This window comes from Desulfotomaculum sp. (assembly GCA_003513005.1).
In the GTDB taxonomy this organism is placed as follows: domain Bacteria; phylum Bacillota; class Desulfotomaculia; order Desulfotomaculales; family Nap2-2B; genus 46-80.
Genome location: DOTD01000025.1, coordinates 1 through 20,658, shown reverse-complemented (window position 1 = coordinate 20,658; position 20,658 = coordinate 1). Strand labels below are relative to the sequence as shown.

Sequence of the window (20,658 nt, the reverse complement as noted above, 5' to 3'; positions counted from 1 at the left end):
CAACTACGGCCAACATGGGTCCCGGCTTTGACTGCCTTGGAATGGCCTTGCAGTTGTATAACACTGTTGAGATGCAGCAGATTAGCTCCGGCCTGCAAATCGAAGTACAAGGGGAAGGCAGCCGGGATATCGCCCGCAATGAAAAGAATATAGTATATCAGGCCGCAGTAAGGCTTTTCGAACAGGTTGGAAAAATTCCGGAAGGGCTAAAAATAAAACTGACCAATAATATTCCGATCGCGCGGGGCTTAGGAAGCAGCGCGGCGGCAATTATAGGCGGTCTTATCGCGGCAAATACCCTGATTGGCGGAACTCTTTCCCAAAAAGAAATCCTTGCCCTGGCCACGTCTCTGGAAGGACATCCTGATAACGTTGCTCCCGCCTTATTGGGCGGTATCGTTGTTTCAGTACCCGTAGACGGCGACATCAAATACATGAAAATTAATCCACCGACTGGTTTGAAAGCTATTATGGCTATTCCGGATTTTTTTGTGATGACAAAAAGGGCCAGGGAAGTACTACCCCAGCAGGTAAGCTTACAGGATACTGTCTTCAACCTGGGCCGGCTGGCTTTGCTTTTAACCGCCTTATCTCAGGGTGACTTCAGTATGCTCTCAACTGCAATGGAAGACCGTATACACCAGCCATATCGTTCCAACCTGGTTCCCGGTCTGAAAAAAGTTCTTGCCGCAGCAAGGCTTGCCGGCGCCAGGGGAGTATGTATTAGTGGAGCAGGCCCAAGCCTGCTGGCCCTTGCCGACAATAATTTTGAATCCATAGCCCAGGCAATGAAAGACACATTCAAACAAAACGGGGTTCACGCCCGTTCATTAATACTTGAACCTGGACCAATCGGAGCAACAACTTTAGAACTAAAATAATATACTAAAACAATATATCAGAACGTTAAGAAGGAACCCTTCCCAATTGGGAAGGGTTCCTATATGTTAGGTTTCGTAATGATCTATATAGACCATTACTTACCCTGAAATTATGATTGGCTTTTATCAACAATATTATTCATAATTTTTTCTGGAATAAATTACTTCTTGGATTCAGAAAAGGCATAAGTGTATAATTATAGCGTTTTAGCAAAAACAAACATGGCCGAATTCCACAAAAAGGATACGGGGGAAATAAAAATAACAGGGGTGAATCCTGATTTGCTTAAAGGAGGTGTCCGGCATCTCAGGTAGGGAACCCTCTTTCCGAACCCGTCAGCTAACCCCGAAGGCCAAAAGGAGGGCATATGAATTTGCGCCAATTATTATTATCAGGCGTTGCGGCAGCAGCTTTACTTTTTTCTTTCCCCGGAATCTCCCCTGCAGCTGTTCACACAGTCAACCAGGGAGAAACACTCTATTCAATAAGCCGGCAATATGGATCTTCCGTAGAAAACATTATGTCATCCAATAACCTTAGTGACGATTTCATATACCCGGGAGAAAGTTTGTACATTCCGGATCAGAGCCAAAGCCATACAGCGTATTACGTTCTTCCCGGAGATACCCTTTATCAGATCGGCCAGAAATTCGGTTTAGGCTATTCACAAATTATGTCGTATAACGGGTTGTCTTCCGAATATATCTATGCTGGACAAACGCTGTATATACCGGGTTTACAGCAAACCGGCAGCCCACAGGTCAGCAGGTCGGGTTTTTATGAAGGGAATGTTCCCTATACGAGATCGGACTTTGAGCTATTATCCCGCCTGATCACTGCCGAAGCTGACTCCGAGTCTTATTTGACCAAGGTTGCCGTCGGGGCTGTGGTACTAAACCGGATACTGAGCGGCTGCTTCCCCGTAACAATACCTGATGTCATCTACCAGGTCGACGAAGGAGGGGCTTATCAGTTTGAACCTGTTTTAAACGGCTGGATAAATGTAAATCCCAGCCCCATGTCCATGTTGGCGGCCCAGGATGCGTTAGACGGAAATGATCCGACACAGGGCGCACTTTATTTTTTTGAATCCTGGATTCCTAACGGCTTCCTGCAGTCGCGGCCTGTCAGTGTACAGCTTGACAGCTTTACCTTCACCTATTAGCTTTAACACTCGTGTGAAATCTTAGGAAGTAAAGGAAGTATTTAAGGTAAAAATCGGATTCAGAAAGAAACAAGCACCCAACTTTATGCATGGGGTGCTTGTAGACTTTTTAAGGCGGGTATTATGCTCCCGGGGTCTTCGATTGCAGATTTGACGAGGCCGATTAATATTTTTTCTTTAATATAAATTGACTCGCCATCCCTGAAAGAAATGAAATACTTGTTGGTACCCGGTACAGGAAGGGTTTTAATTCCTTCACCCCTTAGATAGCTGAAAGTTTCGTAAAAATTCATTACCCCTCACCTCCTTTTCCCAAACGTTATTTTATTGTAATTTTATGTTACACTATTTAAGAAATTAAAAAAACTTATAATTCTTTAACAGCCAAAAATGACGGTTTAATGGTATTTTCTATATGTCGAAATTTTCACAAATGATATATTTGTCCGAACCATTGCTTAAAATCCCTTCTGAATCATATATATGATTGTATCAATTACCCTGTTTGAATAACCCCATTCGTTGTCATACCAGGACAATACTTTTACCATGGATCCGTCTACAACCATGGTGGACAGAGCATCTATAGTTGAAGAAAAAGGTTTGCCGTTAAAATCCCGTGATACCAGCGGAAGATCACAGTAACTAAGTATGTTTTTTAGTTCCCCTTCCGCCGCTTGTTTAAGCGCGGCATTAACTTCTTCCCTGTCGACAGGCCTGCTCAGGTCAGCAACCAGGTCAATCACGGAAACATTGGGAGTGGGGACGCGCATGGACATTCCGTCTACTTTTCCCGCAAGATCCGGAAAAATCTTCGCGACTGCCTTTGCGGCGCCTGTTGTAGTGGGTATAATCGACATCATGGCAGCCCTTGCCCTTCGTAAATCCTTATGAGGAAGATCAAGAAGCTGCTGATCATTTGTCAGGGAGTGCACGGTAGTCAACAAACCACGCATGATGCCAAATTCCTTATGCAGTACCTTCATTACGGGAGCCAGACAGTTGGTCGTGCAGGAAGCGCAGGAAATAATCTTATGTTTGGCCGGGTCATATTTTTCCTGATTTACCCCCATTACAATAGTTATATCCTCGTTTTTGGCAGGAGCGGTAACCAATACTTTTTTCGCCCCCTGGCTCACATGAATACTGGCCAATTTTCCGTCTGTAAAAAGACCGGTTGACTCAATTACAAAATCCACACCTTTTTCCCGCCACGGCAATTGATGCAGTTCTTTTTCCGAAATAACCGTAATGTTTTTACCCTGTATGCGAAACAACCCGTCTTCCGCCTCTACGTCGTAAGGAAGCTCACCGTGTACTGAATCATATTTCAATAAATGCCCCAGTGTGCATGCATCAGTTAAGTCATTGACAGCGACTATCTCCAGTTCCGGGCAGTTCATAGCGGCTCTAAAAATACTGCGGCCTATCCGGCCAAATCCGTTTATTCCTATTTTGACAGACATTAATACACTCCCAATCTGAAATAATTTGCCATATCAACTGTTTAACAGTTTTTTATTGTTCCCCGGTTGCCGCCGCGGTAATCTTATTATACCCTTTTGTCGTCCTTAAGAATGGGGATTCTTTACACCCGACTTAAAGAAGTTTGCGAAAAAATAAATTTTATTTAAACAATTTTTGCTAAATATATTTATATTTTGCATTCACGCAGACTAAAACCCCGATTAGAAGGCTTTTTCTTGCCTGGACAAATTATCCTGCCTACCATAAAATATCTACTGGGGGGGTACTAAATGACCGTTGGAAGTAGAAAGACTTTAAAAAAATACCGGGGCGGTAATATTACTGCGACATTTGGCACTGATTTAATGCTGCAGGGAGTAACCAACATACCAAACCTGCTTCTGAAGTACTACACAGGAATGGGCATAACAGATGAAGAGATGATGCTGATCCTGCAGATTCTGCGTTTGCGCATGGAAGAAAGAATCCTTTACCCCACTCCTGAGTTGCTGGCTGAATATTTGGGTGGTGGAATCACCCGTGTAGAACGCGATCTGACCAGTCTGCTGGAAAAAGAAATCCTTACTGTCACTCAGTACTACGATGAGTCCCAGAGTTGTATCTTAAGCGGATATGATTTTGAGCCGCTGTTTGAAAAGCTTTCCGAGGTCTGGGCCTGTTTGAAAGTAAAAGAAATAGAAAAAACCCGTCTCTTACTTGAAGAACAATCCAACAGCAAGCAGGTGTCAAACAAGAACTTCGCTAACCTGGCAAGAAACTTCGAACAGGAATTCGGAAGACCATTATCGCCTATGGAAACTGAACAGATCAAGCGCTGGCTGGAGGAAGTTGATTATTACATTGTCCTCAACGCCTTGCGCAGGGCAGTTTTACTGGGAAAACATAATTTTAAATATATTGATACGATTCTTTTACAATGGAGTAAAAATAATCTTCGCACTGTCGAAGCAATTGAGGAATACGAACGGCGATTTCAGAACAAACGTATCAGAAATTCCCTTCCCGCTGCTAGAGACAGTAACAAAAAAGATGATATAAAAAAAGATGATATAGATGAACGTAAAAAAGCAATCATTAGAACTCTTTATATGAATTAGTTCATGCTCTTTACTTTACACAGGCGTGAAAAGGAGCAGGATATTTGGAATTCTGTAAGCTTTGTCATGATCGGGGCGTAATAATCAGCAACGATGTTGCTGTACCGTGCACTTGCGGCCTCCAAAGGGCTTTAGTAAGGCGTCTTAAAGAATCGGGCCTGCCTAAATTTTTATATACCTGCACTTTCGAAAATTTCGATTTTAGTTATTATCAAACAAAAGAACCAGTTAAAAGCTCTAATTATTTTGATACTGCCAAACAAACATATCAGGCCGCTTTAGATTTTGTCGATGAATTTGAAAAAAACAGCCATTGTGACGGTTTATTTATTTCCGGGCCGGTCGGAAGCGGAAAGACTTTTTTGGCCTGCTGTATCGCCAATGCTTTGCTGGCAAAAGGTTTTCTGGTTCTTTTTGTAATTGTGCCCGATCTCCTTGATCACATCCGGTTTTCTTACAATCCAAACTCCGGATCTGACCTCACAGAACAAGACATTTTGGACACCGCCAGACAGGTCCCTCTCCTGATTCTGGACGACCTTGGCTCTCATAATTACACAGAATGGGTCCGCAATAAGCTTTATTCAATCCTCAACCACCGTCTGAATTACTGTCTGCCAACAATAATAACTACCAATATCAACCTTGAAGACCTCGATGGTTTCCTCGGAGAAAGGACAACTTCCCGTATTTATCAGATGTGCCGCCCGTACAGGCTGATGGTCAGCGTTGATATCAGGGTTGCCCAGCGCACAAAGAATCAAAAATAACATCACCGTACGGACCTGCGGGTAAATTATTTTAAGCCCTTATTTTTGCCAGAAGGCGAGGCCGAGGGCTTTTTAAATACAAGGGAACTGTTCTTGTGTATTTGCAGTTTTTCATTCGCTTTCTTATAAAAAATATTTTTAAAATAAAAAGAAGGAATTTTAGGAAACAGTGTCGAAAAACTTGATCACTTGCATAAAGTTGGTAGTAAGAAATATCCATTTCGGAGGCAACCAGATGGGATGTTTTAAAAACACAACATCTTGCGGCATGAAGTTATTTTTCAAATTTATTACTACTGTCTTTATGGTGTTTTATCTGGTTATTTTATTTGCCCTGACCGCAAGCGCTGCGACATATGTGGTAGAAGAAGGGGACTCTCTGGATTGGATCAGCCGCCACTTTAGCGTCTCAGTTAAGAGCATACAAAACGCCAACGGTTTAAAAAACGACCTCATTCATCCCGGACAAAAATTACTTATCACAACAGGAACAAAAACCACCAGCAAACCAAACTACAGGTCTGTTACAGCCCAAGCACCACAGTCAAGCCTCTCTTCCCGCGGCTCAACAGATGAAGCAGGAGACAATATTCTTTCGATAGCGACATCCCTCATGGGAAGTCCATACTCATACGGCAGTTCCGGACCAAATTCATTCGACTGCTCAGGATTTACATCCTATGTTTTTAATAAAGTTGGTATAAATATGCCGCACAACGCCGCGGCCCAGGCTTCTTTGGGAACACACGTAAAAGAAACAGATCTGCAGCCGAATGATCTTGTATTTTTCGGTTATTACGGCAGTCAGGGGATTAATCATGTTGGTATTTATGTTGGGGGAGGCAAGTTCATTCATGCCTCAACCAATGAAGGAGTAAGGTACAGTTCGCTTAATGACGCTTACTATTCATCTAATTATCGCGGCGCAAGAAGAATCCAATAAAAATAAATCATTTTTTAACCCAAATTGCTCTCCAGTTCATTCCTGCGATCCCTGCTCATTAAATTAAATACTGCCTCACGCGGTGAAAGGTTATCATATAAAACAAGATAAATTTGTTCGGTGATCGGCATTTCTACTCCATGCAAATCTGCCAGACGGCGAGCGGCGCTTGTTGTGCGCACGCCTTCCACTACCATGTTTACTATAGCAAGGGCCTCCTGAAGCGGCTTGCCTTTCCCAATCTCTATGCCTGCCCTGCGGTTACGGCTGTGTCTGCTTGTACAGGTAACAATCAGGTCACCCACACCGGCAAGTCCTGCAAAAGTAGAAGGATTTGCTCCCATGGTTACTCCGAGCCTGGTAATTTCAGCCAGACCCCTGGTCATCAGCGCTGCGGTTGTATTGTCCCCGAAACCCAAACCTTCCGAGATGCCTGTGCCCAGGGCTATAATATTCTTCAGGGCGCCTCCCAGTTCAACTCCTTTCACATCAGAACTTGTATATACCCTGAAATGCTTTGTCATAAAAAGATCCTGGGCTGCCGCGGCAGATTCTTCAGAAGATCCCGCACAGACAACTGCCGTAGGAATTTCTCTGCTTACTTCCTCGGCGTGGCTGGGCCCGGATAGAACTACATATTCATATTTTCTTGGTCCGGCTTCCTGAAAGAAGACTTCTGATAAACGCTGCAAAGTATCCAACTCGATGCCTTTAGCGCCGTTTATAATAACTGCTCCGTCAGTCAGATAAGGCAAAACTTCCTGTAAAACACCCCGGAAAGCGAAAGAAGGCACACAAAAGATAATGTAACCCGCCCCTAAAAGGACTTTCTCCATACTAGCAGTAAACTTCAGCTTATCGGAAAGAATAACCCCTGGCAGGTAGCGCAGGTTTTCGCGTTTTTCATTAATCTCTTCAGCCAGTTGAGCTCTCCTTGACCAGACTTCAACCTGCAGCCCCTTGTTTGCCAAAAGGACCGCCAGGGCTGTAGCCCAGCTTCCTGCGCCAAGAATTGCTATTTTTCTACTCATAAAGAATCACCTTCGTTTATTTGCCTGTCCACCGAACAGGCCGCAACACTAACGTCCTATTTTTGTCTCTGTGCCTGAAAGCAACCTTTTTACATTGGGAAGATGCTTAAAAATTGCAATCCCGGCAACAACAACCGAAAATACTACCTTCTCCCATGGACGCGAAAAAACCAGCATAAAAACGGGCAGCGAAATCATCGCCAAGATCGATCCAAGTGAGACAAACCTGAACAATGCAACTACAAACAGCCAGATCAATACCACTAGTGCCGTGATCAAAGGGTCAAGAGCCAGGAATACACCAAGGGCGGTGGCAATTATTTTTCCACCCTTAAACCTCAAAAAAACTGGCCAGGAGTGCCCCACCAGAGCTGCCAATGCCGTAAGAAGCTGAACGTCTCCCCCTGCAAAATAACGACCCAGCCATACACAAAGGGCTCCTTTAAGAGCATCCAGAACGAGGACCAGCAGTCCCGACAGCAGGCCCATATTGCGCCAAACATTTGTCGCCCCTATATTCCCGCTGCCCTGCTTCCTGATGTCAACCCCCTTTAAACGGGCAAGCAAAAATCCAAAAGGAATTGAACCAATCAGATAACTGATCACTGCCAACAAAGCTATCTTCAATTAGGCTCCCCTTTTCTGGAACGTTTCCTTAAAATAAAACGTATTGGCGTCCCCTTAAAACCATAAGCCTTACGCAGTTGGTTGTCCAGGTAACGCAGGTAGGAAAAATGCATTAATTCAGGCGCGTTAGTAAAAAGCACAAAGGTTGGCGGTTTAACTGCCCCCTGAGTTGCGTAATAGATGGTTACTTTTTTTGACTTTCTTGTCGGCGGAGGATTTCTAAGCTGTATATCTTCCAGTAAAGAATTCAGGTCACCGGTACCGATTCTATGGTTGTATTCAAGCCAGACGGTGTCTATAGTCCCTAAAAGCTGGTGGATTCTCTTCTTGCCGAGCGCTGAAACAAGGGCTATTGGCGCATAATCCAGAAAATTAAGTTCCTGCAGCACCTTTTTTCTGTACAACTCACCTGTACGGTCATCTTTTTCGATTAAATCCCACTTATTAACGACGAGTATACTGGCTTTGCCTCTTTCGTGGACATAGCCCGCGATTCGTTTATCCTGTTCGGTGACACCGGTTTGGGCGTCGATCATGATCAGTGAAACATCGCAGCGTTCAATTGATTTTAAGGCTCTGATTACACTGTACTTCTCGACACTTTCCTTAATCTGGCTCTTGCGCCTTATCCCGGCAGTGTCTACAAGCAAATAATTCTTTCCGTCCCGCCGGTACCAGGTATCTATTGCATCCCTGGTTGTTCCCGGAACATCACTGACGATTACGCGCTCATTGCCAAGAATGCTGTTTACTAGTGATGATTTCCCGACATTGGGTTTGCCCACAACGGCTACTTTGACAGTATCTTCCGGAAGCGTTTCATTTTCATAAACAGGCAAAACTTCTAGAAGCCTATCCAGCAAGTCACCCGTATTTAGGCCTTGGGCAGCGGAACAGGGAATAGGTTCACCCAACCCAAGCGTGAAGAAATCATAATAGTTAACAGCGCCATCAAATTTCTCCACTTTATTCGCCACCAGCAAAACCGGTGTTCCTGCCCGGCGTAGGTTGACAGCTATTTCCTCATCTAACGCCGTCAGCCCTGAACGCGCATCAACGACAAAAAGAAGCGCATCGGCCTCACTTATGGCAACCTCCACCTGCTGGCGCACCTGACTGTACATTTCGTCAGTTTTCTGGTAATCCAGACCGCCTGTATCCACCAAAATAAAGGTGCGTCCGTTCCATTCAACAGTTTTATACTGCCGATCTCTGGTTATCCCCGGGTTTTCTTCAACTATTGCCGCCCGCCCCCCTGTAAGGCGGTTGAACAAAGTGGATTTGCCAACATTAGGACGGCCTACTATCGCTACAACCGGTTCAGACATAATAACCTCTTCTCATAATTACGTTATTACGTTTTTCTACTCTGGTAATACTTTACATTAGGGAGGGGTCAACTGTCTACATGCTCATGTTCGCCTCAGCGGCATGGATGTTTTATCAGAAAAAATAGCCTCAACAATCCCGCGCGGGCCATCCGCCACAGCAACGTTAGCTTTCAGTTTTCCGGCCAGATCCCCGACCCGGCTTCCGTCCAGGAAGACGGATTCATCCTTTTTCAACATCAAAGAAGGGATTATTACCACATCCCCGAGTTCAGTGTCTTTCAATATACTATAAACATCATCCGGGGTTAATAAACCGGCTACTGTTACCTTTCCCCCAAAAAATCTATTTTCAATCACCCTTAAATTTACTATTAATCTTTTAACCCTGTTCAGCCTGTCTATAACAGGGATTAACAATTTTTGACCAGCTGCTCCCGTGACAATTGTCGCCCTTACCGGGACAGGCAGTTCTTCGGGCAGCTTCCTGGAGGTTTTTGCCCATTCATCCAGGAATAGTCTGGCTAAGCCGACACCGTTTTCAGTCTGCGGAAAACCTCCGTATCTTAAAGCGCCGGGGAATTCATGCTCCGCAGCAAGATAAAATTCATCGCCGGCAAAAACAAACGGGTAACCGCCCTGTTTTAGACACCATCTTTGCGATTCTTCAACCAGTGCCAATACGTCCCGGGCTCTTTCACGGTTAAATTCCTGCAGCGGGAAAAGGCCCTCCCTGTAGCGGGTTAAGCCTACGGGAACAACGGCCAGTGAATTGACTGCAGGCCATAGACTATATAGATCCCTGATTGTTTTTTGCAGTTCCGGACCGTCATTTATTCCTGGACAAACCACTGCCTGGGTTTGCATCATGATTCCGCCTTGAGCCAGGAAACCCAGCTGTTCCATGATTTTTCCCGAGCGGGGATTATTCAGCATTTTATTGCGTAAAGCGGCATTGGTCGTATGTACAGATATGTAAAGCGGGGTAAGCCTCAGTTTAACAATACGCTCAAGGTCTCTTTTGCTTAAATTGGTCAGCGTGATAAAATTTCCGTGAAGAAATGAAAGCCGGTAATCATCATCTTTGAAATAAAGTGTCTTTCGCATTCCCTTAGGCATCTGGGCCAGGAAGCAGAAAATACAGCTATTCTGGCAGCGCTTAATCCTGCCCAGTCCTTCTTGCTTGAAGCAGATGCCCAAATCTTCTTCGTAATCTTTTTCAATGTCTAAAAGCCACTCTTCACCGCTTCCCTTTTTTAGAAGAACGGAGATGTCTTCAGCACAGGTAAGAAATTTGTAGTCTAAGATATCCCTGACGTGTTCGTTGCATATCATTTTTAACCTGTCCCCCGGTTCGACTCCCAGCTGATCGGCGATCCCTCCGGGGACAACCTTTTCTATGATCATCCGTATATCCTTCATATATAAATAAATGCACAGAAATAAAAAACGGGCTTTAACAAGCCCATTATCCAAAAAGCATAATAATAGTCAAGTTTATCAGCTTTATAAAGGATTAAAAAGAATCCTGCGCGTACAGATAGAGCTGCAATTAGAAATGAATTAAAATATAAACCGCCTGGCACATTATTCCTTAAAGAATTATAATGCCCTGAAATATTCCGGTTTAAGCAAAGAAGGATCTTTTTTAGCCAGTATTCTCTCCAAATCCTTAATTATTTTGTTCTTCTCTTCCGGAAGGCGGACCCGGACCGGCAGATAGTTTGAGGCATGCATGGAAGTAAAGAAGCAGTTCGTAAAATTGGCGTTTTCAATAATCAGCTTCAATTCTTCAAGGGATTCAAACGGTGTAATTAGATGAAAATTTCCCCTTTTGATTTCCTCCTCCATAGGCGTACCGGGTACTATAATTAAAGTCAGCGCAGCGGCAAACTCAGGATCGATTTCGCTCAATATCCTGGCGCAGGAAAGGGCATGTTTCCTGCTGTTCTCTACACCTCCGAGACCAAGTATGATCGTCGCCGACAAGCCTATTCCGGCTTCTTTTACTTTGTGTCCTGCTTCCACCATTTCAGAGTAGGTTTCCCTCTTGCGCACTCTTTTTAATATCTCATCATCGCCGCTCTCAACACCCATATAGAAAAAAGTCAGCTTTAAGTCCTTCAGTTGTTTAAGTTCTTGTACATCCCTGCGTATAATATCCTTTGCCGTAGCATAGGCGCTTATCCTGTCCAGATTGGGCAGTTTTTCGTTGAGATGTTCAAGAACTCTTTTTAATTTTGGAAACGGATAAACCAACGCGTCGCCATCCTGCAAAAAGACACGTTTCCCATCCCAATTCCGGGCTATAGCATAAACAATATAAGGCATCGTCCGCAGGGTTACAACGCTCTTTCTATACAGGGCAAGCGCATCAATTTCCTGCATTGCCTCTTCCGGTTCCCTTAGTCTCAAGGTAGATCCGTAGTAATTGCAGAAAGTGCAGGTATTGTTAGAGCAGCCGCTGGTCAAGGGCAGGAAATAACTTTTCCATTCACTGGGAGGGCGAATAATGTCTGGTCTTTGAAAAGCCATCAGAATAAACACCTCTTATTTATATTGAAAAGACAAAGCCCTTTAGTAAAAACAGTTACAATAAAACTTATTTTAAAATATACTTTTTAAGAATGTTTGGTGATCATCCTATATTTATTTATTTTATCAGTATTCTTTGCTTTAAGGAATACTTTCAAACAAGGAATCTTAATGACTAATTATTTGGCCTTTCCGGCTCCTGAACCTTTATCATATTCTTCTTCAAACATACACAAAGATGAATATGATTTTTCCCCGCGGCTGTAAAAATTCATGGAGAAAAAGTTTTTTGCAATCTCTTCATGATCTTTCGGGATACTTCCAAATTCCATTTGCATTTCTGCAAGAGCGGAAGTACGGTATAAAATAGAAGTGCGTCCATCAAAAAATTGCACGATACGCGCGTAACCTTCCATTTCCAAGATCATCTCTTTAAGAATCATCCCCGTTAAAATAGAAAAACGCGAACCTCCGCTGACACACCAGAGGTATTTCCCCTTGACAAGCGGTTTCACCTGATTCAGATCAAGTTCCTGCGTATCGTCGTTTAAAGGGACAATATTAAACTCTAATTTTTGATCCTGTATGCCGGAAAGGTCTTCTTTCTCAAGGGAAGGAACAATCACCTGGCTTAAATTTACTGTGTCGGCCGAATCTTTGGCATATTCCTCCTTGAGTTCTAACAGCCCGTGTAAAGTCCTGAAATAATTCGGGTAATGAAATTTAACCCAGCGATCTATTTCCTGCTCTACCTGCGGTTCAATATCTTTGATATTACAACCTTTTATCCTGGCAACGATATAACCGGCCAGGTTAAAATCATTCTTCAGATTATCAACAAAATTGTTCCAGTCGTCTGGAAAAATCCGTGCTACTGAATGAAGGCGGGTTTCACCGTCGCGAAGGCTGGGAATTTGAATATTCGCAGGCATCCCCATAATAACTGCACTCAATGTCGCTGTACTCATTCTTTCACCCCTTTTAAATATGGAATAATGATTTTTCTATAGGTCACTTGTAATCCTTCCCGGCTTCCCATGCATCGCCGATTATTTCTCCAATACCGATGTATTTCTTTTCTCTGACAGAGAAAAGAAAGGGTTTGGTCTTAATTAGGTCCGGTACGCCGCCGGTCAGGTATTGATCATCCATGTAGGTTTCCGCAACTTCTCCGACAAAGACTATATTATCAGTTACCACGTCCACTACCTCTATAAGCCTGCACTCCATGCAGACCGGGCAGTTTTTAATCATCGGCGCTGTCTCAAGCTTACCGTAGAATGTTTCAAAAACACCTGATTTGTCCACACTCTTCCCCGACTTTATTCCGCAGTAATCCGTCGCCTCCATAAGTTCAACAGAGGGAATGTTGACGCTGAATGTTTTGTTTTCTTTGATTCCGTCATTTGTGTAACGGACTTTGTTTAAGGAAACCGCCAAAATAGGAGGTTTCATCTGGATCGCGCTGAAAAAAGCGACTGCCAGGAAATTTGGTTTGCCGCCGACATTTGCCCCGACAAGGGCCATCGGCATCGGGTAAAGGAAATTATCTGCGCCTACAGCAACTTGGGCCATTTTTTAACCCCCTTGTTTTTATAAGATTAAGACTATTATAACATTATCTTCTTTTTTGGAATGATTTTTTTTAGCAAGATTACATAAATGAAATGAGCGCTCTTAAAGCAGTTTTTGATCCAAAGGGCCTGCTGTGCACGGGGAATATGTTCGTTTGATTCCAGCATCACCCGACGAAAAAAACGCTTTATTTGCAGTCTCAAGAATGATTATTGTATTACTGTGTTATTGAATTTATTAGCCTTAATAATCACACAAGAAATAAATAAATTAAATATATCCGGGACTATCAGTATGTAGAGATATATTAAGATAACATTGAACACAAGGGCAATGGCAAAGTAATACCATAACCCGGGTAGAGTACTAATTAAATCTTTGTGATGTAAACTACATTGATTAGTTGATTATAATAAACTTCACAACCAAGACCCTCAGTGATAAATCTCAAAGGAACAACTATCCTCTCCCCATCCTTGATTGAAGGCGGTACATCCAACTGCTTTTCAACACCATTGATAACATATGACTTTTTATTAATATACATCTTTATTGAAGTTTTTCCTTCAGTTATATCAATCTGGTCGGGATCAACCCAATTGACATTGCAACCTAATACTTCAGCGACATTCCTTATTGGTATCATGGTTCTGCCATTCTCAACAAAGGGCTCAATATCAAATTCTACCGGATTGTTGTTAACAAATACTCTTAGTGAACTACCGGCATCGGGTGTTAAATCTTCTATATTTATACTGTTGGAATCAGTTAATACAGGTACATTGATTACTACATTGGGATCATACTTTAAATCCGAATTTAACTCTATTATAGTGTCGAAAAGCGTAATATCACCAGAATAATCACGTACTGTAGCGCTGATTATGTTATTGGACGAAGTACTGGTAGCGGTCTGCTTAGAAAGACCAGTTATTTTTATATTGGCATCAAGATCTTCCGATTTGTCTTTTATCGATAGATTAAGTTCACAATTTTGAGTAATATCTTCTTTACTGCCTTCAGTATTAATATCTATAACCACTTTACCTATTTCGTTTGAACTGCCTCCGAAATATGTAACCATGTGAAATAAACTATCTCCATAAGGAACCAATGGTACCTCGAGTTTCAACTCCTCAACACGGAATATTTCTGACATCATACTCTTCACTTCTTCTGAAGTTAGGAGACCACCCTGCTTGGCTGTTTGAAGATCTTTTAGGATCTTAGTCTTTAATGCTTCCGTATCCTGAGCTGGGTCTATTCCTGATACCAGGCCGGATATCAGATTAGCCAGCTTATCCGGTTCGTTAACTGCTTTTTGAAAAAAACACTAATTACATAGTGGAGATATTTCAATCGTCAATCCCTTGATTAACGCCAAATTGGTCTCTATAACGAAGAAGTTTTGGATTTTGAAATGCCAAATTCACCAATTTATCAACTTTTTCAAACAGAATATCTCTATTCAGAATATCTCTATTATAACAGATTTATATCCACCATGCAATTAACGTTTTTTTTGAAAAATTGAAGCGGCAAAGTCAGCAAAGTCATCCTCATTCATATCTAGAGTTATTTTTTGATTAATTAGTGAGGCAGAAAAACATTTTTCTGGTATGGCTTCTACTATAAATACCATTAAGTCCTTTAATTCAGGAGGCAGATTCTGTCCGCTGAATATGTTACCCTCCCACATATGATCTAATGACTCATCATTAAAGTAGATATATTTGGGAAGATCTTCTGCTCCTGTTAAGGCGAAGTCCGGGTAAACTTTACTGATTTGTGATATTATATCTGACGTTAATATAAGATTATTATTGTTAAGATAAATATATCCTTTATAGTTATCCTGGTTGAACAGTAAGTTATAAGCCGCTTCCATCTTTCTTTGTTGTGTATTTAGTTTATAGTCTATATTTAACTCTGAGCCCTGTATGCCTTCAAGTGATTCAATTTCATAAGCCAATATACTGTCAAAAGATTTTATTTTGCAGTTCAAATTCCCAGAAGACATACTATATTTTTGTTCTTCCGGAATGCTCAGGTCTGTACTCTTAATCGCATCAAGAAAAAGCTGTTTAGCTGTCAGACTTGTAGCGGCATTGGCTGAACAAACAATACTAAAACAAAGCGATAGACAAATTATAATAGTTAAAAATGTATTTTTTTTCACCTTGTCCCTCCTTTAAATAAGATACTTAATAATTACTTTAATTAACTGCTTAATCTATTATTATACCCCCTCATATATTTTTTAAAGAAGACCTGTCGCCAATGATTTGACAGGTCTTCTTTAACCTTACATGGCAACTGACTTGCTTAGCGGGAAAAGCACTTTAAATCAAGAAATGTCTCTATCCTATATATACGGTCATCAGGTTCTGATACTAAAGCCTTAACAGCTTTTTACTAATTCTTATAAGAATTTTAGCTAAAAGTACAACTTAAATCTACATAATATATCCGACTACAAATGACAATTATCGACAACTACTAACGTTGGTTCATAAAAAGGCATTCGACTAAAAAAAGCGAAATCCTCCTGTTTAAAAGCCATTCCCGTCATACCACATCAGAAATGAAAAAAGCCCTGTACAGGGCTTGTGGGCAATTTGGTGCGCCTGGTAGGAATCGAACCTACGCACCCGGCTCCGGAGGCCGGCGCTCTATCCCCTGAGCTACAGGCGCAATATTTTTTAGAAACAGAAATAATTATATAGAAAAATACGCCTGTTGGCAAGGTAAAAAGATACTGTTAGGGGATCATGTCCGGCAGACGTCAAATATCAAAAATTAAAACAGTTTAAAAGAATCAATGATACCCGGTAAACTGGGGGAATTCAACATTCTGAGGCAACTTCCGGGAAAGAGTTTCTTCCGGCGCCTCCAGCGGACTTAGATCAACCTGCTGCTGAATTGATTTAATGGTTTCAGCGGAGTGATGCAGGGCTTCTTCTTCATTCTTCGCTATGGGCAGATCCAGGACCCGCTCTCTTCCGCTTCTGTTTATAACCGAAGGCAGACTTAAACAAACATCTTTTATACCATACTGATCTTCCAGCAGGCCGGAAACAGTTAAAATTGTGTTTTCATCCCTTAAGATACTCTGGCAGATACGCCTGATAGCCAGTCCAACCGCATAGAAGGTCGCCCCTTTGCGTGCAATTACCTCATACGCCGCACGGCGCACTTTGCTGGAGATAAGCTCGATATCCATATGAGGATGACCGCAGCGGATGCAAAAATCTTCGACAGAAAAACCTGCTATATTGGCCCGGCTCCAGACAGGCACTTCCGTATCACCATGCTCGCCTATAACATAGGCGTGTATGTTTTGTGCCCCAACTTTGCAGTGATCGCTGATTAGATATCGGAAACGGGAACTGTCCAGCACAGTCCCTGAACCGATAACCCTTTTCGGAGGTAACTCCATCAGCTTAATAGCCGCATAGGTCAAAATATCAACAGGATTGGTGACCATTAACAATATAGAGTCCTGTTCCCGGTCAATGATTTTCGGCAGTACTTCTTTTAATATTCCAAGATTGCTGGAAACCAGGTCGAGCCTTGTTTCACCCGGTTTCTGCGAAAGGCCGGCGCTGTATACAATGATATCCGCATCCCGGCAATCCTCATATTCTCCGACATAAATCTTAATCGGCTTAATAAACGAAGCGCTGTGAGCCAGGTCCATTGCCTCCCCTTCCGCCCGGTCCCTGTTGATGTCCACAAGCACAAGCTCACTTACCAAACCGCTGATCATCATGACATAGGCGCTGCAGGCGCCTACCGCACCAGCCCCAACTATCGCAACCTTTCTCTGATCACCGAATTGCATACTGTTTTCCTCCTTGGTTCCGTAATAATGTTTTATTATATCCAACGCGCATTCGATTATCAGAACAAAAAGTCATCTATATTTAAAGAAGTGATTCACTTTTCCTGTTTTTTAACGTTTTCAGCAGCCCGATCTCTAATTCAGCATTTCCAAAAAACTCTCCACCCTTGTCATGCTTTGACCTTCCATAAAATTACGTGAATCAATACAATCACCTTCCAGATTTAAAAAGGGAATCCCCTCACGGTTCAAAGCCTCGCGCAAAATGCTTACCATTCCCGTGCTCTGACGGCAGCCCCAGTGAGAAAAGTGAATAACGCCGTCGCAACGGTATTCACGGACTAGCTTTAAGACCAGTTCAACGCGTTTTTCTCCAGGACCCCAGAAAGGATTGGCCAGGATCTTAGCGGCAATACTTCCCCACCAGTCCTCAGGCGATAGTTTTTCCCAGGTAACCGCGCTGACTTCTTCAAAGGCAATCACATTTCCCTGATCCTGTTCTATCTTTTTCAGCAGCGGATTCGGATAGTAGGGCTTAAAGTGGAGCCATAGAAGACGCTTCTTCTGTAAGGGCACTGCCGGGCACTCCTTGTTTATTCTTTCAGATAAATCCTTTCTCAACGAAGAGTAATATTTCACTGCTTCGGGCGTACCAAGCATATTGAAAGAAATAACTATTCTGTCGAGCGATTCCTCCCCCTGCCAGGGAGCCGGGACATTTTTCCTAAGTTCGTTTATCGCAACCATCTGTTCGCGAGCAGCGTTTACTTGTCCTGCGACAAGTGAAATATTCCTGCCGCTGGAAGGCAAAAGATGATTCAGCTCTTTGGCCAGCAAAGACAGTTCTCCCGCTAGCCAGTCTCTTGACTGATGATCATCATTGTAAGGAATATGAACCAGATAGTAAGGACAGTTGAACATCCTGCCTGACATTTCCAGAAATTTTACCGCCCCGTCACATAAATGGCTGGTTGCTATTATTGCATCAGGGCGGGGAAGAACCTGGTTTACGGCCATGCCAAGGGCACAGCGATGAAAGCCGCAAAGATCCGCCGAGTACCAGGCCCCTTCCGCCGCTTTTAGAAAATCTGTCCCCCAGCCCAGGCTGGCGGCAGTAGCTGCAGCAACCTCCGGCATAAAGGGAACTCCCCCCATGGACCAGATCAACTCTGATGGTGTGTAAACATTTGTCCAAACTACCGGCATGGAAGTATGGTAAGCCTGTCTTAGCAGTCTCAAACCGTTCCGGTAAGAAGACTTGCTGCTCTTTTCAAATCTCCCGGGCCGCCATAACATGGTCAGCAGTTCAAGGACAAAATATGAACAAGGGGATGAAAGGATCTTAAACATTTTTGCAGGTGAACTATTTTCTATATATTCTCTTGGGTCCACTGTTCAGATCGTCTCCAAAAAAGCCTGGATGCGTGTATAAAACTGAGCGGGCATCCCGCTTTTGTATTCTCCCTCAAGGTGCAGAAAGGGTATGTTTAAACCGGAACAAAGGCTTCGCCATAAAGGTATTTCATACAGGCCGTGATCGCAAAATTTTATCGTATACAGGATCACTCCCCTGGCTCCCGACTGTTCAACAAGTTCCCTGACGTATAAAAAGCGGCGGTCTGTCATTCTGGGGCAGGGAGGTTTGCTGAGATAAGCTCTGGCAAGGAACAGGAACTCATCTTCTTTTTGTGAATATGTCAGTTCAACATCACTGCGCTGTTCCGTGCAAAAGTCAACCTTAATAACTGCCGCCTCATTTTCATTGATTAACTGCAGGATACCGTCGTCCGGCAAAACGGCGCCGGAAAGAATAATCGGCCTATCACCTTCGGGCTTAGTGCCTTTCTGAGTTTTCTCAAATGGCTGCCTGGAAAATAATTTGTCTGGAACAGTGCTGCCGGATAATTCACCCAACCACCCGGCCAATCTGCGCAATTCCCCGCTGTAATACTCCACGTGAGTATCGCTGACCTGACGGGGGAGGTCCAGAAGGAAAACCGCCTCACCCCTTGACTTGCGTATATCATAGCAGCGGCGCATACCATCGCAGCAGGTTGTAAAAACAACTGGGATTGGATTAGACAAATAAACGCAGGCTCGGGCATATGAACAGTAATTGCGCGGCAACAACCCAGTTTCCCTGGGCGCCGGAGCAAGAATTCGCATCGGAGTGAATCCCATCGCACGGATTATTTCCAAAGGGATATAAGAACAAGTCGTTTCTATGTACAAACTCCTCATCTTCATCGTTCCAGAATTCTTCTTAAAAGCTATACCTGCTGATTATCCAATATTTTATCACACTGGTAAAAATATTGAAAAGTTGTTCATCTAAAAGAATAGGTTCCTTATATTGCTTGACTCACTTGGTGATTTTTTGTAGAATAAGATTAAAGAAAATATGTGCCTGTGGCTCAATGGATAGAGCATCTGACTACGGATCAGAAGGTTGGGGGTTCAAGTCCCTCCAGGCACGCCAGAGATAACGAAGCGCCTCAAGGGTTTGAGGCGCTTTTAATTTTTCTGTAATTACTCTTTGATAGGGTTTTGGGTACTAATTGGGTACTAAAGATATTAAAAGCTACATTAAGATAAGGCAGTATAGCGCAGTAAAATCTCCAACAAAAAAGCCGGAGGAATAACCCCCCGACTATTTAATAATCACCTTATGTTTTTATATTACCATTTACTGCAGATTGTTTGCCCCGTCATATACCGGATAAATCTTTCGGTGTTGATGTAATAAGACCACTCTTTCATTTCTACGCCACACCCAAAAGGAAACTTACCCTGCTGCAGGCCCATCTGCAAAAAGCGGGGATTGACCTCCATAATTGCGGCTGCATCTGTAACTTTTACCCGCATGGGCCGGGGCTTCATATTGATAAGTTCTTGCAAGGTCATGATTATTTTCCGCCTCCATAATTGCGATTTAAGCGGGTTTAGTTAACTGATAAGTATCTTTTACCTGCCGCTTTAATTTAGCGCCATATTTAGGCCATTATTAAAGACTGGTGATCCTTGCAGTTCTTTTTTATATACAGAAAAGAAATACTTGTTTACTTCTGATTCAATACCAAGAATCCTGCATATGGCAACGGTTTCATTCATAAAGAAAGAGCTTCTATTGTTTAACTTCCGGCTTAATGTTCCGGGTGTCATTCCTAGTTCTGCAGCCAGTTCTTTAATGGTCATGCCCTCTTCAACAAGCTTCCCTTTCAGAGCCCTAAAGGGTTGTTTTTTATTATTTGCCATTGTTTTGTTTATCCTCCTTTAAATTTAAGGCTTGTTCTTCTAAAAACAAGGGTTCCAAGCTGAAATCTACTTCAGTGCGCGTTTCCCTGTCAGTATAATATAGCTCAGACACATCTTT

21 protein-coding genes and 2 tRNA genes are annotated in these 20,658 nt (G+C 42.9%); 6 read left to right on the top strand and 17 right to left on the bottom strand.

Annotated elements, in window-relative coordinates; genetic code table 11:
* Window positions 1-14 precede the first annotated feature (14 nt).
* The gene (locus DEH07_02265; protein HBY03368.1) at window positions 15-881 is read left to right on the top strand and encodes a homoserine kinase; all 867 of its coding nucleotides are present in this window, start codon (window positions 15-17) and stop codon (window positions 879-881) included.
* 368 nt (window positions 882-1,249) lie between these two features.
* A complete protein-coding gene (locus tag DEH07_02260) occupies window positions 1,250-2,047 on the top strand; it encodes a cell wall hydrolase (GenBank protein HBY03367.1) in 798 nt (265 codons plus the stop codon).
* A gap of 83 nt (window positions 2,048-2,130) precedes the next feature.
* Here the strand turns inward: DEH07_02260 and DEH07_02255 are convergent, their stop codons facing one another.
* Both DEH07_02255 and gap read right to left on the bottom strand, forming a co-directional pair.
* Window positions 2,131-2,340, bottom strand: coding sequence for a hypothetical protein (locus tag DEH07_02255; protein HBY03366.1), 210 nt, complete (start codon window positions 2,338-2,340; stop codon window positions 2,131-2,133).
* Between the two features lie 165 nt (window positions 2,341-2,505).
* Entirely contained in the window at window positions 2,506-3,513 is a 1,008-nt protein-coding gene (gene gap, locus DEH07_02250) for a type I glyceraldehyde-3-phosphate dehydrogenase (GenBank protein ID HBY03365.1), read from the bottom strand.
* 291 nt (window positions 3,514-3,804) lie between these two features.
* On the opposite strand from gap, the gene DEH07_02245 reads away from it, so the two are divergent.
* From DEH07_02245 to DEH07_02235, 3 genes are all read left to right on the top strand, one after another.
* Window positions 3,805-4,632: a primosomal protein DnaI gene (locus DEH07_02245; GenBank protein HBY03364.1), complete on the top strand. Its 828-nt coding sequence runs from the start codon at window positions 3,805-3,807 to the stop codon at window positions 4,630-4,632.
* Between the two features lie 44 nt (window positions 4,633-4,676).
* A complete protein-coding gene (locus DEH07_02240) occupies window positions 4,677-5,402 on the top strand; it encodes an AAA family ATPase (GenBank protein ID HBY03363.1) in 726 nt (241 codons plus the stop codon).
* Between the two features lie 235 nt (window positions 5,403-5,637).
* Window positions 5,638-6,345: a peptidoglycan endopeptidase gene (locus DEH07_02235; GenBank protein ID HBY03362.1), complete on the top strand. Its 708-nt coding sequence runs from the start codon at window positions 5,638-5,640 to the stop codon at window positions 6,343-6,345.
* A gap of 14 nt (window positions 6,346-6,359) precedes the next feature.
* On the opposite strand, the gene DEH07_02230 is transcribed toward DEH07_02235, so the two are convergent.
* The 13 genes from DEH07_02230 to DEH07_02170 form a co-directional block, all read right to left on the bottom strand.
* Entirely contained in the window at window positions 6,360-7,376 is a 1,017-nt protein-coding gene (locus DEH07_02230) for an NAD(P)H-dependent glycerol-3-phosphate dehydrogenase (GenBank protein ID HBY03361.1), read from the bottom strand.
* A gap of 48 nt (window positions 7,377-7,424) precedes the next feature.
* A complete protein-coding gene (gene plsY / locus DEH07_02225; GenBank protein ID HBY03360.1) occupies window positions 7,425-7,997 on the bottom strand; it encodes an acyl-phosphate glycerol 3-phosphate acyltransferase in 573 nt (190 codons plus the stop codon).
* A 2-nt stretch (window positions 7,998-7,999) separates the two neighbouring features.
* Window positions 8,000-9,331, bottom strand: coding sequence for a ribosome biogenesis GTPase Der (locus DEH07_02220; GenBank protein ID HBY03359.1), 1,332 nt, complete (start codon window positions 9,329-9,331; stop codon window positions 8,000-8,002).
* A gap of 84 nt (window positions 9,332-9,415) precedes the next feature.
* Window positions 9,416-10,753 carry a DUF512 domain-containing protein gene (locus DEH07_02215; protein HBY03358.1) on the bottom strand — a complete coding sequence of 446 codons (1,338 nt, stop codon included), beginning with the start codon at window positions 10,751-10,753 and terminating at the stop codon, window positions 9,416-9,418.
* A gap of 180 nt (window positions 10,754-10,933) precedes the next feature.
* Window positions 10,934-11,866 (bottom strand): radical SAM protein, encoded by a 933-nt coding sequence (locus tag DEH07_02210; protein ID HBY03357.1) that lies wholly within the window; start codon window positions 11,864-11,866, stop codon window positions 10,934-10,936.
* Window positions 11,867-12,045: 179 nt separating this feature from the next.
* On the bottom strand, window positions 12,046-12,834 hold the full coding sequence (locus tag DEH07_02205) for a hypothetical protein (GenBank protein ID HBY03356.1): 789 nt from the start codon (window positions 12,832-12,834) through the stop codon (window positions 12,046-12,048).
* A 43-nt stretch (window positions 12,835-12,877) separates the two neighbouring features.
* Window positions 12,878-13,441 (bottom strand): hypothetical protein, encoded by a 564-nt coding sequence (locus DEH07_02200; protein ID HBY03355.1) that lies wholly within the window; start codon window positions 13,439-13,441, stop codon window positions 12,878-12,880.
* 370 nt (window positions 13,442-13,811) lie between these two features.
* Window positions 13,812-14,603 carry a hypothetical protein gene (locus tag DEH07_02195; protein ID HBY03354.1) on the bottom strand — a complete coding sequence of 264 codons (792 nt, stop codon included), beginning with the start codon at window positions 14,601-14,603 and terminating at the stop codon, window positions 13,812-13,814.
* A gap of 348 nt (window positions 14,604-14,951) precedes the next feature.
* Window positions 14,952-15,620, bottom strand: coding sequence for a hypothetical protein (locus DEH07_02190; protein ID HBY03353.1), 669 nt, complete (start codon window positions 15,618-15,620; stop codon window positions 14,952-14,954).
* A gap of 440 nt (window positions 15,621-16,060) precedes the next feature.
* Window positions 16,061-16,135: transfer RNA gene (locus tag DEH07_02185), tRNA-Arg, on the bottom strand.
* A gap of 124 nt (window positions 16,136-16,259) precedes the next feature.
* Complete coding sequence (locus tag DEH07_02180) at window positions 16,260-17,285, bottom strand: L-lactate dehydrogenase (protein ID HBY03352.1); 1,026 nt, start codon at window positions 17,283-17,285, stop codon at window positions 16,260-16,262.
* Between the two features lie 135 nt (window positions 17,286-17,420).
* Window positions 17,421-18,677 (bottom strand): hypothetical protein, encoded by a 1,257-nt coding sequence (locus DEH07_02175; protein HBY03351.1) that lies wholly within the window; start codon window positions 18,675-18,677, stop codon window positions 17,421-17,423.
* A 3-nt stretch (window positions 18,678-18,680) separates the two neighbouring features.
* Window positions 18,681-19,532, bottom strand: a complete 852-nt coding sequence (locus tag DEH07_02170) for a hypothetical protein (protein ID HBY03350.1) — start codon at window positions 19,530-19,532, stop codon at window positions 18,681-18,683.
* A gap of 156 nt (window positions 19,533-19,688) precedes the next feature.
* On the opposite strand from DEH07_02170, the gene DEH07_02165 reads away from it, so the two are divergent.
* Window positions 19,689-19,764, top strand: a tRNA-Arg gene (locus DEH07_02165).
* A gap of 200 nt (window positions 19,765-19,964) precedes the next feature.
* Here the strand turns inward: DEH07_02165 and DEH07_02160 are convergent.
* A complete protein-coding gene (locus tag DEH07_02160) occupies window positions 19,965-20,189 on the bottom strand; it encodes a hypothetical protein (protein ID HBY03349.1) in 225 nt (74 codons plus the stop codon).
* A 72-nt stretch (window positions 20,190-20,261) separates the two neighbouring features.
* Window positions 20,262-20,540 (bottom strand): DUF739 domain-containing protein, encoded by a 279-nt coding sequence (locus tag DEH07_02155; GenBank protein ID HBY03348.1) that lies wholly within the window; start codon window positions 20,538-20,540, stop codon window positions 20,262-20,264.
* Window positions 20,541-20,658 lie beyond the last annotated feature (118 nt).